The 15,444-nt window shown below is 63.3% G+C and carries 14 protein-coding genes and 1 tRNA gene; 8 read left to right on the top strand and 7 right to left on the bottom strand.

Annotation, left to right across the window (positions count from 1 at the left end; all coding sequences use genetic code 11):
- Nucleotides 1-15: 15 nt before the first annotated feature.
- The 3 genes from OJ996_RS21905 to OJ996_RS21915 all read left to right on the top strand — a co-directional run bounded on the left by OJ996_RS21905 (nucleotide 16) and on the right by OJ996_RS21915 (nucleotide 1,677).
- Nucleotides 16-756 (top strand): hypothetical protein, encoded by a 741-nt coding sequence (locus OJ996_RS21905; RefSeq protein WP_264515832.1) that lies wholly within the window; start codon nucleotides 16-18, stop codon nucleotides 754-756.
- An 86-nt stretch (nucleotides 757-842) separates the two neighbouring features.
- Nucleotides 843-1,514: an HAD-IA family hydrolase gene (locus tag OJ996_RS21910; RefSeq protein ID WP_264515833.1), complete on the top strand. Its 672-nt coding sequence runs from the start codon at nucleotides 843-845 to the stop codon at nucleotides 1,512-1,514.
- Between the two features lie 90 nt (nucleotides 1,515-1,604).
- Nucleotides 1,605-1,677: transfer RNA gene (locus tag OJ996_RS21915), tRNA-Lys, on the top strand.
- A 47-nt stretch (nucleotides 1,678-1,724) separates the two neighbouring features.
- Here the strand turns inward: OJ996_RS21915 and OJ996_RS21920 are convergent.
- Entirely contained in the window at nucleotides 1,725-3,113 is a 1,389-nt protein-coding gene (locus tag OJ996_RS21920; RefSeq protein ID WP_264515834.1) for an aldehyde dehydrogenase family protein, read from the bottom strand.
- A gap of 102 nt (nucleotides 3,114-3,215) precedes the next feature.
- Between OJ996_RS21920 and OJ996_RS21925 the strand changes: the two genes are divergently transcribed.
- From OJ996_RS21925 to OJ996_RS21935, 3 genes are read left to right on the top strand one after another with little or no spacing between them, the layout of a single operon-like run.
- Nucleotides 3,216-4,682 (top strand): phytoene desaturase family protein, encoded by a 1,467-nt coding sequence (locus OJ996_RS21925; protein WP_264515835.1) that lies wholly within the window; start codon nucleotides 3,216-3,218, stop codon nucleotides 4,680-4,682.
- Nucleotides 4,667-5,710, top strand: a complete 1,044-nt coding sequence (locus OJ996_RS21930) for a glycosyltransferase family 2 protein (RefSeq protein ID WP_264515836.1) — start codon at nucleotides 4,667-4,669, stop codon at nucleotides 5,708-5,710. Before OJ996_RS21925 ends, OJ996_RS21930 begins: the two co-directional genes overlap by 16 nt.
- Entirely contained in the window at nucleotides 5,700-6,185 is a 486-nt protein-coding gene (locus OJ996_RS21935) for a glycosyl-4,4'-diaponeurosporenoate acyltransferase CrtO family protein (protein WP_264515845.1), read from the top strand. The genes OJ996_RS21930 and OJ996_RS21935 overlap by 11 nt, the downstream gene beginning before the upstream one ends.
- On the opposite strand, the gene OJ996_RS21940 is transcribed toward OJ996_RS21935, so the two are convergent.
- The 4 genes from OJ996_RS21940 to OJ996_RS21955 all read right to left on the bottom strand — a co-directional run bounded on the left by OJ996_RS21940 (nucleotide 6,165) and on the right by OJ996_RS21955 (nucleotide 9,223).
- A complete protein-coding gene (locus OJ996_RS21940) occupies nucleotides 6,165-7,685 on the bottom strand; it encodes a phytoene desaturase family protein (RefSeq protein WP_319800708.1) in 1,521 nt (506 codons plus the stop codon). The two genes, OJ996_RS21935 and OJ996_RS21940, sit on opposite strands and share 21 nt — an antisense overlap.
- Before the next feature lie 345 nt (nucleotides 7,686-8,030).
- A complete protein-coding gene (locus tag OJ996_RS21945; RefSeq protein WP_264515837.1) occupies nucleotides 8,031-8,285 on the bottom strand; it encodes a hypothetical protein in 255 nt (84 codons plus the stop codon).
- Nucleotides 8,286-8,808: 523 nt separating this feature from the next.
- Entirely contained in the window at nucleotides 8,809-9,036 is a 228-nt protein-coding gene (locus OJ996_RS21950) for a hypothetical protein (protein ID WP_264515838.1), read from the bottom strand.
- Between the two features lie 25 nt (nucleotides 9,037-9,061).
- Entirely contained in the window at nucleotides 9,062-9,223 is a 162-nt protein-coding gene (locus OJ996_RS21955; protein ID WP_264515839.1) for a hypothetical protein, read from the bottom strand.
- Between the two features lie 254 nt (nucleotides 9,224-9,477).
- On the opposite strand from OJ996_RS21955, the gene OJ996_RS21960 reads away from it, so the two are divergent.
- Nucleotides 9,478-10,512, top strand: a complete 1,035-nt coding sequence (locus OJ996_RS21960; protein ID WP_264515840.1) for a fatty acid desaturase — start codon at nucleotides 9,478-9,480, stop codon at nucleotides 10,510-10,512.
- A 432-nt stretch (nucleotides 10,513-10,944) separates the two neighbouring features.
- On the opposite strand, the gene OJ996_RS21965 is transcribed toward OJ996_RS21960, so the two are convergent.
- Both OJ996_RS21965 and OJ996_RS21970 read right to left on the bottom strand, forming a co-directional pair.
- Complete coding sequence (locus tag OJ996_RS21965; protein WP_264515841.1) at nucleotides 10,945-12,282, bottom strand: hypothetical protein; 1,338 nt, start codon at nucleotides 12,280-12,282, stop codon at nucleotides 10,945-10,947.
- Complete coding sequence (locus OJ996_RS21970) at nucleotides 12,269-13,795, bottom strand: hypothetical protein (RefSeq protein WP_264515842.1); 1,527 nt, start codon at nucleotides 13,793-13,795, stop codon at nucleotides 12,269-12,271. The genes OJ996_RS21965 and OJ996_RS21970 overlap by 14 nt, the downstream gene beginning before the upstream one ends.
- 145 nt (nucleotides 13,796-13,940) lie before the next feature.
- Between OJ996_RS21970 and OJ996_RS21975 the strand changes: the two genes are divergently transcribed.
- Nucleotides 13,941-15,200 carry a right-handed parallel beta-helix repeat-containing protein gene (locus OJ996_RS21975; protein ID WP_264515843.1) on the top strand — a complete coding sequence of 420 codons (1,260 nt, stop codon included), beginning with the start codon at nucleotides 13,941-13,943 and terminating at the stop codon, nucleotides 15,198-15,200.
- Nucleotides 15,201-15,444 lie beyond the last annotated feature (244 nt).

Below are 15,444 nucleotides of genomic sequence, written 5' to 3' on the forward strand. Positions count from 1 at the left end.
TTAGTAGTCCGGATAATGAGGCTGCTGATTACGATTGCGTCGCTGCTGGTTCTCGCCCTTTTGATCTACTTGGGGACCTTCGCCGCGGGCCGGCAGACCGGAACGACCGGCGATACGAATTCGTCGGCGGAGAGGCGCAGCGGGCCGGGACCGGGATCCGCGGCAGGTTTGTCGGGCAAGTCAGGTCCGCGTGCCGAGCGGGAGGCTGCTGACGGAGCCCCGGACTTCACGGAGCTGCAGAACGTGGTGCGCACAATGAAAGACTACCCCACGGGTTTCGATGGTCACACCACCGCCACCCTTCAGCCGGGGCAATCTGTCCTCACGGGAGGCTATCTTGATGGAGAGGGAGCTTGGATCTTCGTGCTGATGACGCCACTGAGGCGCGCACCATCGGATGCTACCTCACTGGAGATTCGCACCGCGAAGTTCGCGCTCGATACCAATGAAATGCGTCACACCGGCTTGGACCGCCTCGTCGCCGGTCGGGCCCGGGAGGAGAAGGAAGCCGGGATCTGGGGCTTGGATACTCCTGAAGCGCTTCTCTCATTGCTCCACGAGGAATCGGTCGGATCCTCCAGAATACTGATGGAGCCCGCGCGGGAAGGCAGCGTGGAGCTCACTACCGCTGCCGGCACGGACTCGGTCGGAATCATTGTGATGCCGCAGGAAAACGGCGGATTCGAGATCGAGAGCATTTGGCGGCACCGTTTCGCAGGCGCAGCAAGAAAGCGGCCAGTGGCCCCTGGAAACTGAGCTTCCCCGTGATCGTGCTTCCTCCGGCCGGGGCAGGCGGGAAGCAGAACTTGCGGGAGAGACCCTTGCCCAACAGGCTCCGCGCCGTGATCCGTGCCCTCTTCCTCGATGCTGCCGGGACCCTGATCGAGCCCGCTGAATCGGTCGCCGCCGTCTATGCACGGCACGCCGCCGCCCACGGCATCCCGCTGGAGACCGCCGGGATCAAGGCGGCCTTCGCCGAGCTCTTCTCCAGCACCGGCGATCCTGACTGGGCGGCCCATCCGCAGGGCGATGCCGCCGAGCGCGAGTGGTGGCGGCAGCTCGTGAGCGCTACCCTGAGCCGTGCCGCAGACCGCGAACTGGATAGCGACGCCGTAGCCGCCTGCTTCGAGGCGCTTTTCGCCCACTATGCGGATCCCGTTGCCTGGCAGGTCTTCCCGGAAGTGCCGGAGATGCTCGCCTCCGCCCGCGCCGCCGGATTCCAGCTCGCCGTGGTCTCGAATTTCGACCGCCGCCTGCATGGCATCCTCGCCGGTCACGGCCTGCATTTCGATGCCGTCATCACCTCTGCCGATGCCCGCTCGCGCAAGCCGGAGCCCGCGATCTTCCAGTCTGCCCTCGCTGCCCTCGGCGTGGATGCCGCGGAAGTCCTGCACGCTGGCGACTCCGCCTCCGCCGATCTCGAAGGCGCCGCCCGGCTCGGAATCACGGCCCGCCTAGTCATGCGCCCCGGTTACGCGCTCAACGACTTCCTGCGGGAAGCCCTCGAATTGTAGGCAAAATGAACTTGCCAAACCCTGACCCCGCCTCTACCCATCGCCGCCCCGGCGGGCCGGAAACGGTCTTGGGCACGGAAGAATCAAAAAGCGAGGATAGCTCAGTCGGTAGAGCAGTTGGCTTTTAACCAATTGGTCCTGGGTTCGAATCCCAGTCCTCGTACTTCCTCCCTCCTTCGCTCCGCCTTCAGGTGCGATTTCCCCGGCGGCTCAGATTCGCTCAAGGAACTTGAACACCCGCCGCATCTTGTCGATCGGCAGCTTGGCGGGCGGATAGCGGAAATCGAAGTCGGGCCGGAGGCCGCGCTTGAGCACGGATCGCTCGCGGGTGAAGGCCTCGAAGCCCGCGCGCCCGCGGTAGCGGCCCATGCCGCTGGCACCCACTCCGCCGAAGGGCAGGCTCGTTCCCGTGATCTGGAGGATCGTGTCGTTGAAGCACAGGCTGCCGGAAGAAGTCCGGGAGGCGATGTGATCCTGCGTGGTCTTGTCTCGGGTGAAGGCGTAGAGCGCCAGCGGAGACGGCATGCCGCGCACGCGCTCGAGCGCTTCATCCAGCCCGTCGCAAGGAATGACCGGTAGCACGGGCCCGAAGATCTCCTCCTCCATCGCTTTCGCCCCCGGTGGCAGATCCGTGATCAGCGTCGGCTCGATCCTCAGCGTCTCCGCATCGCTCCCTCCGCCGTAAACGATCCGTCCCTCTTTCAGATAGGAGAGCACGCGGTCGAAGTGCTGCCGGTTGACCATCCGCCCGAAATCCGTCCGGCCGAAGTTATCGAAGGCCTTGGCCAAGGCGGCCATCAGCGGCTCTAACAGACCGCGCTCCACCAGCACGTGATCCGGGGCCACGCAGGTCTGGCCCGCATTCAGATACTTGCCCCATGCGATGCGACGGGCGATCACCTCGAGCCCGGCCTCGAAACCCCCGCGCTCCGCAGCTGCAGGAAAGACCAGCGCCGGGCACTTGCCGCCGAGTTCCAAGGTCACCGGGATCAGCCTCTCGCCTGCCGTCGCCGCGATCTTGCGACCGGTCCCGGTCCCGCCGGTGAACATGATGTGATCGAATGGCTGAGCGACCAAGGCCTGCGACTCGTCCGCGCCTCCCTCCACCAAGGCGACCTCTAGTTCGTCGAAGCAATCCCCGATCAAGCTCGCCACCGCCCTGCTGGTGGCGGGCGCGTATTCGGAGGGCTTGAGCACCGCGCTGTTACCCGCGGCGATCACGCTCACTAGCGGCGTCAGCAGCAGCTGCAGCGGATAATTCCACGGTCCGATGATGAGCACCGAGCCGCAGGCATCGCGATGAAGGGAGGCCCGGCCGGGCCAAGCCATGGCGGGCACGCGACGGCGCTCGGGTTTCATCCAGCCCTTCAGATGCCGCAGCGCATGGCGGAGTTCCTGACGGATGAGATGGATCTCCGAGCTGTAGGCTTCCTCAGGTGTCTTGCCCAGATCGGCATGCAGCGCATCCAGGAGAGCGGCCTCGTGACGCTCCAGTCCATCGAGCAGGATGCGGAGCGATTGCTCGCGCTCGCCGCGGCTTCGGGGACCATGAGCGGCCAGCCAGGCTCGCTGACGTTCGGGAATGGAATGAGCCGCCATGAGTTCCCGACCATCGCCCGCTGACAGAGAATCTCTAGCAAAAATCCGGAGCCGGACCATACTCCGCCCGAAATGGTGACGAGCGCTAAGCCCCCAAAACATGTGATTGTCATCGGCGCGGGATTGGGTGGGATCTCCGCCGCCATCTCCCTCGCCCAAGCCGGCTACCGGGTGAGCATCTACGAGAAGAACGCGCAGATCGGCGGCAAGCTCAACGTGCTCCGACGGGACGGCTACACCTTCGATCTCGGTCCATCCATCCTCACCCTGCCGCACATTTTCGAGCGTCTCTTCGAAGGCTCGGGCAAGAAGATGGCAGACTACATCGCGATCCGCCCGCTACGCCCGCACTGGCGGAACTTCTTCGAGGACGGCGTCTCGATCGATCTGCATCCGGATCCCGCCGTCATGGCACGGGAAGCGGAAAAAGCCGGTGAGGATCCGGCCGCAATTGTCAGTTTCCTCGAGTATTCTTCCCGGCTCTTCGATCTGGTCGATGAGGGTTACTTCCAGAAAGGCCTCGATACGGCAAAGGAGTTCTCGGAGCACTATGGCTTCTTCCAGTTCCCCCGCTTCGACTTCTTCCGCACCATGCATGGCGGGGTGAAACGCCACTTGAAGTCGCCGAAGATGCGGGACATCTTCGACTACTTCATCAAGTACGTCGGCTCCTCCGCCTACCAGGCGCCAGCCTTCATGAATTGCCTGCCGGCGATCCAGTTCCGCTACGACCTCTGGTATGTCGATGGCGGCCTCTATGGCATCGCGGAAGGCCTCGGGAAGCTCATGGATGAGATCGGCATCGAGCTCCACCTCGGCCAGGCGGTGCGAACAATCCGGCGCGAGGGCGAGCAGGTGCAGGGCATAGTCACCGCCGATGGCAGCTTTCATCCCGCGGACATCATCGTCTCGAACATGGAGATCATCCCCGCCTACGCCGAGCTTCTCGGAGAGGATGACAGCTTCATGGAAAGCCTCGCACGATACGAGCCCGCATGCTCGGGACTAATTCTCGAGCTCGGGCTCGATACTACCTACCCGCAGCTCGCCCATCATAACTTCTTCTTCTCCGCGGATCAAAAAGCGCATTTCCGAAGCGTCTTCAAGGAACGCCGCCTGCCGGACGATCCGACCATCTATCTGGTCGCCGCCTCGCGCAGCGATCCGAGTGTGGCCCCCCCCGGCTGCGATACCCTTAAGATCCTGCCGCACATCCCCTACATCGACGACCAGCAACCGCTGACCCGCCAGGACTACGAACGCTTCAAGGAGCGGGTCCTCGACAAGCTGGAGCGCATGGGCCTGCAGGACCTGCGCCGCCACGTGGTGGTGGAGCACCTCTGGACGCCGCAGGACATCCGCGAGCAATACAACTCGAACAAGGGATCGATCTACGGCGTGGTCTCCGACCGCTTCAAGAACTTCGCTTTCAAGGCCCCGAAGCAGAGCACGAAGTATCCCAATCTCTTCTTCGTCGGCGGCTCGGTGAATCCCGGCGGCGGCATGCCCATGGTGGTGCAGTGCGGCCAGAATGTTTGCAGGAAGATCCAGGCATGGGACCGGAACTGATCATTCTCACCGCAGGTGCCGTGCAATGGGTGGCGAGCCTCCCGATGCTGCGGCGGCTGCGTGCCCCTGCGGCGGGAGCTGGCGGGCGCGGCATGATCCGGGAAGTGTCGGTGATCATCCCTGCCCGCGACGAAGCCGGCAATCTCCCGGTACTGTTAGAATCGCTCCGGCTGCAGGATCGCCAGCCGCTTGAAGTGCTCGTGGTGGATGACAACTCCACCGACGATACCGCCGCCATCGCACGCGAGGCAGGAGCACGGGTTATCAGTCCCGGCCCCCTGCCGGACTCATGGCGGGGCAAGCCATGGGCCTGCGCGCGCGGGGCGGAGGAGGCCACGGGCAAGCTGCTGCTTTTCCTGGATGCCGATTGCCGCTTCGCCCCCGGCGGCCTGGAGCAGATCCTCGCGCGCTATATGGGCGGGGCCTTCGCGGTCTGCCCCTATCACGCGGTGGAGAAGCCTCACGAGCAGCTCTCCGCCATGTTCAATCTCATCATGGTGGCGAGCACCGTGCCGACCAGTCTTGTCGGTCAATGCCTCCTGATCGACCGCGAGACTTACCAGCAAGCAGGGGGATACGCCGCAGTCAAAACGGAGATCCTGGAGAACGTGAAGTTCGCGGAGCGCATCCGGGCCTCGGGCGGCAGGACCTCCAGCATTCCGGGCAAGGGCATCCTGAATTTCCGCATGTATCCCGGCAGCATCGCGGAGCTGGTGAATGGCTGGACCAAGGGCTTCGCCGCCGGGGCCGCCGCCACGCCGGGCAGGGTGCTCTTCGGGATCTCCGCATGGATCGGCGGTCTGGTGACGGGCATCATCGCCCCCTGTGTCACGCCATGGGGCTGGCTCCTCTACGCCGCCTTCGCGCTGCAAATGATCGCGATGCTGCGGCGGGTGGGTTCCTTCTCGCCTCTCTGCGGGCTGGTCTATCCCGTGGTGCTCATCTTCTACCTCGTCGTCTTCCTGCGCTCGCTCGGACCCGCGGGGCGAAAGGCGACATGGAAAGGCCGTGAACTCCATGCTGCTTGAGCTGCCGGTGCTCTGGGTCATCGCCCTGAATTCCGCGGGCATTCCCGTCCTGCAGATGGGCCTCGCTTGGCTCTTCACGCATCTCCCCGCGGGATGGTTCGAGCGGCCGCTACAATCTCCGGCTCCCGCGCGCCGCCGAAGGTATGAGAGCCTCCTGCTGGTGAAGCGCTGGAAGGATCTGCTCCCGGATGGTGGCAGTTGGTTCCGCAGCGGCTATGCGAAGTCCCGCCTTCACAGTCGGCAGTCGGGCGACCTCCGCCGCTTCGTGACCGAGACCCGCCGCGGCGAGGTCTGCCATTGGCTGGCGCTCGCCTTCACTCCCTTGTTCTTCCTCTGGAATCCGCCCTGGGCCTGCATCGTGATCACCGTGGCCATGCTCGCGCTCAATCTGCCCTGCATCATCATCCAGCGCTACAATCGCCTCCGCTTCTCCGGCGCGCTTGCCAAACGGGGTTCACAGCAGCGCACCGGCTAGATCCGAGGTCTCGTAGGGGACGCCCAGCTTGTCGCAGATCATGTTCGAGGAAATACGGCCGCTCTCGTAGATCGTCGGCAGGCCGCTGCCGGGGTGGGTCCCGCCGCCTACCAGGTAGAGGTTCTCGTATCCGCGCATCCGATTGTGGGGCCGCAGGTAGAGCATCTGGTCCAGTGTGTGGGCGAGGTTGAAGGTCGCGCCCATGAAGACATCCATCTCGTCGCGCCAGGATTCCGGCGTGATCATCCTCTCCGCCACGATGTGGCGCCGCAGGTCCTTGAGCGCCGTGCGCTGCTCGATCCGCTCCAGCACCTTCTCGCGATACGCCGGGGCGAGACGCGCCCAGTCCACACCGTGCCTCGTATTGATCGTGGGCACCAGGATGTAGATCCCCGACTTCCCCTCCGGTGCCACCAGCGGATCGGTCACCCCGGAGTTCCGGATGTAGATCGACATGTCCTCCGAGATCTCCTTCTCGCCTTGGATCTCCTCCACGTTGCGCCGGTAGTCGTTTGCGAAGAGGATGTGGTGGTGCGGCTGCTCCGGGTAGATCTTGTCGAGCGCCAGGTAAAGCATGAAGGTCGAGCAGGAGAACTTCTTCCGCTTCATCTCATCCTCCGTTTGCGTTCGCTCGCCCATCAGCGTCGTCACCGCATGGGCGTAGTCGGCATTCATGATTGCGTGGTCGCACTCGGCGATCTCGCCATCCTCCAGCTCCAGTCCGGTGACCCGCTTGCCGCTGAAGCGCACGCTCTTCACCGGGCTGCCCAGGCGCAGCTTGCCGCCATGCTCGCCGAAGACCTTCGCCATCGCATCCGAGATCCGACACAGCCCGCCCTGCACGTGATAGATGCCGAACTTGTATTCGGTGTAGGAGAGAATGCTGAAGAGCGCGGGACAGCGCCACGGGGACATGCCCAGATACTTTGCCTGGAAGGTGAAGGCGAGCTTCAGCCGGTCATCCTTGAAGTAGCGGTCCAGCACGTCCACCACCGAGGCCGTGGTGGCCACGTAGGGCAGCGCCTTCATCAGCGTCGTGCTCAGGTAGGCGCGCAGCTCGTGGTAGGGGTGCTGCAGGCAGGGGTAGATGGTCTTCATCTTCCGAGCGTGATCGGCCATGAAGCGCCGGTAGCCCTCGCCATCCCCCGGGAAGGCGGCCTCGATCTGCCGGGCCATCCGTTCCGCATCCGTCGTCGTCTCCAGCGACACGTCGCCCCAGCTCAGGCGGGTCATGGGATCGAGCAAGCGAAAGTCTAGGTAATCCTCCGAGCTCCTCCCCGCCTCCTCGAATGCCTCGTCCAGCGTGAACTTCTGGTGCAGGAAGGTCGGCCCGGTATCGAAGGAGTAGCCGTCGAAGGCCAGCTCCGCATTCCGCCCGCCGATCCGGTCGCGCTTCTCGTAGATCGTCACGTCGAAGCCCCTCCGGGCGAGAATCATCCCGGCGGTCAGCCCCCCCGGCCCGGCTCCCACGATGGCTATCCGATCTGCTCGCAATCCCATTTCGCGGCTAGATTACGCAGCAGCTCGGCTTCTACAAGTTGGCGGGCGAGTTTTTTGAGCGCCTGCGGGTGTTAGGGATTTTCTGCTTCGGCCGAAGGTTTCTCGCTTCCTTCGGCGGCAGCAGGGGAAGTCCCTGTTTCGCCAGCTGCCGGGGCCGCGCCAACGGCAGGCGTCGTGTTCGCAGCCGGTAACCGGGTCCCATCCGGAGGGTCTTTGGGATCAGGCGGGGTGATCCCGAGTTCTCGCATTCGGCACGCTAGCCCCTAAAGCGGGTGTTACAACGTATTTAAATGTAAACTGCTCATTGGCGCGAGGCAGCAAGTGCTCTCGCTCACCGGCAGCCGTTCATGAAACACGCACCCAGTAGTAGCGGCATTCGCCTCCGCTCGCTTCAGCGGATTCCTGGAGATGGAAGGTCCACGGAATCTCAGGGGTGGGGAACCCCACGCCGGCATCGGGAAAGTTCAAATGAGGCTCCGGAAGCGAATATTGGCGCCGTGAAAGTCCGGTGCCCCAGCCGGGAACGAGCTCTACCTTGATGGCCTCGCCGATGGAACACGCGAGCCGCGATTGGCGGAAGACAGGTAGTTCGGTGTACATGGTTCGTGAGTGTAGTGGAAGCACCGCCAGTGGGGGGGCTGGCGATGCTTCCGTCATGTGGGGGGAAGCAGGAAAACAAGATCCGCCGGTAGGGCGGCGGTTACGCCGGAGCATGGCGGGGAAGGTGATGAGTCCGGATCTCGCTGGCCCATGTCGAGGGTGCGGATCAAACGCGGCTTCTCATCCGCCTCTCATATCAGGGGATCTCAGGGGGAATGTCGATGCCGCTGATTGTATTCGCATTTGCTTACTTCATTTGGAAGTAGCGGAGGAGGGGGCAAGAGGGAGGAAAGGGCGTTCGGAATGACAAACTCGCCGGCTACGATGGGTTAAAGACATGGACGGCGAGTTTGCCCTGCGTTCCTAGGCGGGGGGCGCTCTGCGGGGGGATCGAGCGATGGAGCGATCATGCTCTCGGATGGAGGATAAGCTACGAATGCTTTTGTTTTACCTAACATTCGGGCTTAATGCGGACCTCGCCGCGGAACCTGCCTCTTCGGGTCCCGGCGTTGCAGGCGGCCCCTCAGCCCGCAGCGGGGTCTGGCGGTGGCTCGATCCGCATCGCCCACCAATCCCCGGTGAAGGGTGCTTCCGGATCGTCACCGCTCTGGTAATCCATGTCGTCATCGGTGGCGCAGTACAGCGCTCCGTGATCGCTGCGGACTTCCACCACCTTCCACGTATCGAATTCGTGCTGTCGCCACCAATACCAGCCTCCCCGAGTCGGGCACGTTGCGATTTCTACATTCATCGAGGAGGGATTTTTTGGGGGGAAACTAGGGTGCTGGATTTTCGGGTGACTTCTGAAGTCGCGGAAACATCCTGTGATTGTGGATATTCGCCGCGAGCAGGGAGTGCAGGATCGCATCCGCCACGGCCTGGGCGAGCAGCGGATCAATCTTGCGGATGTCGCCGATGGCGATTCTGGCCCTTTCCATGTGGTAGGCCGCGATATCATTCTTGAATCTTCCTCGCGCATCCCAATCGGGTGGGAGGTTGTTTTCCGGCCTCTGGAAGTCCACATGACACCTAATGCCGGATTTATCTAAAACATAGCGGAATTTATCGGTTCGTAGGAAGCTACCGGTTCCGGGAGGCTCGATCCGGGCCGGGTCGCTACTCCTGGGCGGTAGCCCGTCGGTCTTGGATTTCCGTTGCGAGGACCCGTAGCGGGTCGAGATTTACCGTTAAGATGAAGAACCAAGAGACGCCGGGTTTTGCCGGGGTCCACGAAGACGGGCCTGCCGATTGGAGAGAGATCGTGCGCCGGTATCAGGTTTCTTCCCGCTGGCGGGCTGCCTGGCAGCTCTCCAATACGCTCCTGCCCTACGCCGCTCTATGGGTGGCGATGTATTTCAGTCTGCCGGTTTCCTATTGGCTGGCGATTCCCTTGGCCATCCTTGCAGGAGCCTTCCTTGTCCGGACCTTCGTCATCTTCCACGACTGCACCCATCTTTCGTTCTTCAGATCGAAGCGGGCCAATGAGATCGCGGGATTTCTTACCGGGATTCTGGTTTTCACCCCATATCACCAATGGCGATGGGAACATGCGATCCATCACTCCAGCGCCGGGGATCTTGATCGCCGCGGAATGGGTGATGTCTGGACGCTCACCGTCCAGGAGTATTTGGATTCATCGCGCGGGCGGAGGTTTGCTTACCGGCTATCGCGCAATCCGGTGATCCTGTTCGGGATCGCCCCCCTGTTATTGTTCCTCGTGCTGCAACGCTTCCCTGCGAGGAAAGCCGACAGGCATCTCAGGCGTTGGGTTCATGCGACGAACCTTGGTATCGCTCTCATCGCTGCCGCGGGGGTGTGGGCATTCGGCTGGCTGCCATACCTCATCCTCCAGCTCACAGCCATGCTCGTTGCCAGTATTGCAGGTGTCTGGCTTTTCTACGTCCAGCATCAGTTCGAGGGTGTGTATTGGGAACGCCGCCCGGACTGGGATTTCGCCAAGGCGGCATTGGAAGGAAGTTCCTTCTACAAGCTGCCGGGGATTCTCAAATGGTTCTCGGGAAATATCGGCTACCATCACATCCACCACCTAAGTCCGAGAATCCCGAACTATGAATTGGAGCGCGCCCACATGGCGGAGCCCATGTTCCGGGGGGTGAAACCGCTCACCTTCCGCGGCAGCCTGAAGTCCCTCGGGTTCCGGCTGTGGGATGAAAGTCGTCACAAGTTGACCGGATACCGCTGTCTCAAAAGCGCCCGGAGGAAATAAAACCCCTGCGCAAGTTCGGTGGGGCGGTCGAGAATCTTTCGGGAGTGTGTTCCTGCTCTAAGATGGCTTAAAAGAAGCGCGGATTACCTATATGTAATACTGTTAGTAAAAATGGGCGAAAAATAGATAGCTATTCAGGAAGATGCCCCCACCGTGTGATTCCCTCCCGGGTACCAGCCATGGAATCCCCTCCCACCCGTTTCGAAGCCGGCCTCTCTTGGACCAATCCTTGTGATGAGAGGATCTCCCCCACGCTTCTGCGGTTCCCCCTGTTAGCTCTGCGCCATGAACTTTTCTCCCGAGTTGGCCGCTCCTCCCTCCGCGACGGAAACATCGCGAAGTGCGCCCGGGTTCAAGGCGCAGGGTTGATAGAGCATTTCCGGACGTTCCGATGGATGGTATGGTGGATCGGCATGCGCATGAGCCCCTTCTTCAATTTCCTTTCCACCCGGTGCGCTTCTCCCACTGCGAGCGCCAGCTCTCCGCCTCGCTCTTGAAGCCCGTGTCGCCGATTTGGTCGAGCGCCCAGCGTGAAGCCTCCGGGTTATTGTGGGCATTCAGCGCCTGCTGCGAGTACTCGGCATAGGCACGGTCGCGCCACACGCCCGGCGGGATGTTCGCCAGCCATTCGCGGGCACCCTCCATGTTCTGGTTCAGGTAGCGGTCCACGCTGCGGTGGAAGAGTTCGATGGTCTCTTTGCGCACCGGCAGCGTCGTCGCCCAGTCCGCCACTTCCTGTGCGGCACCGTTGCGGGCGATGTGCTGGATCATGCCGGTCGTCTCGCGCTGCTCCAGCTTCTGCCAAGCGCCCTGGTCCGCCAGCATGGTCGCCAGACCCAGTGTGCTCTCCGCTGAATCCGTGCTATTGAAGGCCGCCCACACCACCTCGCTGCGCAGCGCTTCCGGCAGGCTGGCAAGCTGTGTCTCGATCTCCGCCACGCCCAGCGAGGCGAGCATCCGGCCCCACTGGATCGCCAGCACCTTGGCCATCCGCTGCTCATCCGGCCCCAGGCTGAGTATCTCCTGCTTCAACTCATCCGGCGTGCTATCCAGACGGCCACCGGCAGAGAAGGCCACCAGATCATCCGCGCTCACCACCTCCTCCGGCAGGCGTGCCAGCGTCTCGAACAACTTCTCGCCGCTCTCCGTCCCCGGCTTGAATCCCCGGCGGCAGGAGTTGAGCGCCTTCTCCCGGTCGCGCCACGAGAGTTCGCCCAGCTTGGAGGCCAGGAAAACCGGATCCTTCGTGCCCAGCGCGCCGATCCACACGTGCCGCAGCATCCCCGTCGCCACGTCGAATTGCCGGCCGCGTAGCATCTCCCAAGTCCCTGCGGGATCCTTCCCGAATTCATCCGCGAACACTTCTAACAGACTGCCCGTGGGATCGTAGTACTCGCCGTCATCCTTGTCCCATGCCTCGCCCAGCGCCGCCTCGATCGCCGCTTCCAGATCCAGCGCGGCCCACTGCTTCAGCAGCTCGCGTTGCATCCGGATCCGCTCGCCCGTCGGCAGCTTCGCCGTGCGCAGCGCCTTCCAAGCCCGCGCATACTCCCCGCCGCGCCAGGTGACGGATGCTTGGAAGCTGCCGCTCTTCGTGCGCCCGCCCGCCGCGGCCTTGTCGCCGCCGCTCTTGCTAGATGCCGCTTGCGAAGCCGGACCGCTCCCCGCGGCTTCGCCGCCCCCGGACTCGCCCGGGCGAGCGATTAGCAGCGCGATTACCGCGATCGCGAGATGGCTGCTTAGCAGCAAGACCGTCTTACTTCGCTTCATCGTCTTTCGGCGGATAGAGTTCCTCGTTCAGCTTGCGGGCTTCGGCAGCGTTCTGCTCGCGCGTCGCCCAGATCAGCGAGTTCATCGCGGTGTCCTTGTCGATGCCCGGTGGCATCGCCTTCACCCACTCCACGTAGTCATTACCGAAGCGCATCAGGAATCCGCGCGCCTTCCAGTTCCAGCCCTTCGTCCGCAGGTCCTTCTCCTCCGGCGTCACCGGCTCCGGCAGCGCGGAGAAGAATTCCAGATACTCGTCCGGGTTGATGTTCACCATGCTCAGCCAGGTGGAGTGGAAGAGTGCCTCGCGCCGCTTGTCCTCCGGGAGGCTGTCGAGCAGCGGCAGCGCCTTCTTCGTGTCCTCTTCCACCAGCTCGCGGTAGAGCGAGACCATCAGCGCCTCCTCTCCCTCCGCCGGCACCTTCGGCATGGCACCGCGCACCGCGGTCATGATCTCGTCCAGCGAGGACACCCCGTGGCGGAATTCATAGCGCCAGTCGCGGCCCTCGTTCAGCACCCTGTTCAGGTCCTGGTGGACCAGTTCGTTCACCAGCGCCTGATCGTCCTTACCTTCCAGATTGCCGGTCTTCCGCATCGCCTCGATCCGGCCGGCATAGTCCTGCGTCATGTCGCGAGCGGCCGCCAGATTCTGCTCCTTGCGCAGCATCTCCGCTGTTCTCGGATCCAGCGATTCCTGCTCCAGCACCCACTCGCTGGCCTCACCGCTGCTCCGCGAGAATCCGCGCAGCAGTTCGTCGCGCACCTCCTCATTCAGCGGATCCATCGCGTAATCGTAGAGCGCCTGCCGGTCCTTGAAGTCCGTCGCCGTGCCCGCCTGCAGGTAGTAGCTCTCGCGCCTGCCGGAGGGGTCGGTCACCACGAGGCGCCGCTGCATGGAGAAGATCGGGCTATCCCGCATCGTGGACTCCAGCCGCTTGAAGAGATCGAAGCCACCGCCCGCCTTCATCTCCTCCAGCGCCACCTGCCCGAAGGAGTCCCGCGTGAAGGGCCGCTTCCACAGCCAGCGCCAGGAATCCAGCGCACCCTTCTCCTTTGCCATGTCCTTCACCGCGGTGGGGGAGAAGAGCGCCAGCAGATCCGCCTTTCGCGCCGCCTCGTCGGTCCACAGGTATTCGATCACCGTCTCCGGATCTTCCGCAGCGCGCAGCCAGTGCAGCGTGCGCACCGCCGCCTCTGCCAGCGCCTGCTCGCCCCCGGGCTTCTCTGCATAGGTGCGGATCGCATCGCGTGCCGCCGCCTCCGGATCGGCCGCCATCGGCAGAGTGGATTTCAGCATCTCGTACGCGGACCCGCCCGGCTTCTGCTGCTCCATGAAGCTGGCCAGCAGTGCCTCGCCATCACCGCCTTCACTGGCGCTGCCGCGGTCGGATGACTTCCCGGATGCCGTCGCCGCTTTCCCTTCTCCCTCCGGGCCGGGGCCACCGCGAGCCATCCCGTAGACCAGCCCGAACACGGCCAAATGACTGCCGACAAGGGCAAGGGGGAGCAGCTTCATGAGAGAGGAGGAATCGTGATATCAGGGAGACAGGCCGTTCCGGATTGGCAATCCGCCAGTCCGTCTTCCCGATAAATAACGCCACCGCCGCGCAAACGTTACACCCTGATAGTCGGCTCCCTATTCCGGGCGTATGCCTCCTGCCGTGAAATCCTTGCCGCTGATGCTTCTCTTCTCCGCCACCGCTTGCCTGGCGGGCGACCTCTTCGTCACGCCACAGGGCGGAGGTGCCAGGGATGGCTCGAGCGTCGCCAATGCCGCGCCCGGCAGCGCGATCTCGGAAATCTTCGACCGCATGGCCCCGGGCGATCGGCTCCGGCTGGGTACGGGTGACTACACGGGGCTCAGCATCACGCTCCGCACCGGCGGCTCGCCCGGAAAGCCGAAAATCCTCGAAGGTACCCCCGGCACCCGCATCACCGGCACCTGGACCATCGACAAGCCGGACAAGGGCGGCACCGCCATCACCCTCGCTCCCGGCCTCACCGATGTCGTGGTGAAGCAGATCAGCCTCAGCCACCACTGCTTCGCCGTCCGCGCCCACCCCTCCCCGGATCAGCCGCGCGCCCGCATCCACTTTGAGGACATCGCCATCCAGCAAGTCCGCCATGGCTTCTATCTCTCGGATTGCGATGACCTCCTGCTCTCCGGCTGCGCGATGAAGCGCTACAGCAAGCACGGCTTCCGCTTCGAGGAAGGCTGCGACCGCGTCACGCTCCAGCATTGCAGCGCCGATTGCTCGGAGGGCGATGCCGCATGGGAAACCAAGACCGAGGTCTTCCCCTTCGGCTTTCTCGTCGGCGATGGGAAGACGCCTAACAGCTCCTTCCGCTTCGAGGACTGCGTGGCGCGGAACAACATCAAGTCCAACCAGACGGTGAAGTACACCAATGGCGATGGCTTCGTCGCGGAAGGGAAGAACCGCGATGTCGGCTTCCTGCGCTGCCTTGCCCTGCGCAATCAGGACGGCGGCTTCGACCTCAAGGTGAAGGATGTGAAGCTCACCGGCTGCATTGCCATCGGCCACCGCCGCGACTTCCGCATCTGGCATGGCGCAGTACTCACCAACTGCTTTGCCGGCTGGTCGCAGACCGGACTCTGGACGAAGTCCGGCACCCTCACTGTCGACACATGTACCCTCCTTGCACACAAGAAATCGGCCATCGAGCTCGATGACGAAAGCGGCGGCCCCGTCACCCTGCGCCGCTGTCTGCTCGGTTCCGACGAAGCCGACTACACCACGTCCATCGGCAGCATCGCATCGGGCTCCGATAGCATCCTCGCGAAGTCCATCGGCGAACTCGGCATCACCCATGCGAGCACCCCATGGAACGGCGAAGGCAAGTCGATGGACTCCACCAAGTTCCCCGACAAAGGCTACAGCTCCCGGCGACTAAACCCCTGAGCCCGGAAGGGCAGGGACCTTTCTCCGAAAGGTCCGGCGGGAGGCGGCCAAACCTCCAGACCGAAAGCCACCCCACTCCAATCCGCGCTCCGCCCCTCAAACCTCAAAAGCCCCAAAGGGCATGCGCGTCAGGTTAAGCCTTCGGCTTTTTCAGCACCGACTTCGCCGGTTTGACCCGTCTCAACACGAACGTGTTCCGGTCCTCCAGTACCCATTCCAGTTCTTCTCCTTTCTCAATCCCCGC

The organism is Luteolibacter rhizosphaerae, from assembly GCF_025950095.1.
Lineage (GTDB): Bacteria > Verrucomicrobiota > Verrucomicrobiia > Verrucomicrobiales > Akkermansiaceae > Haloferula > Haloferula rhizosphaerae.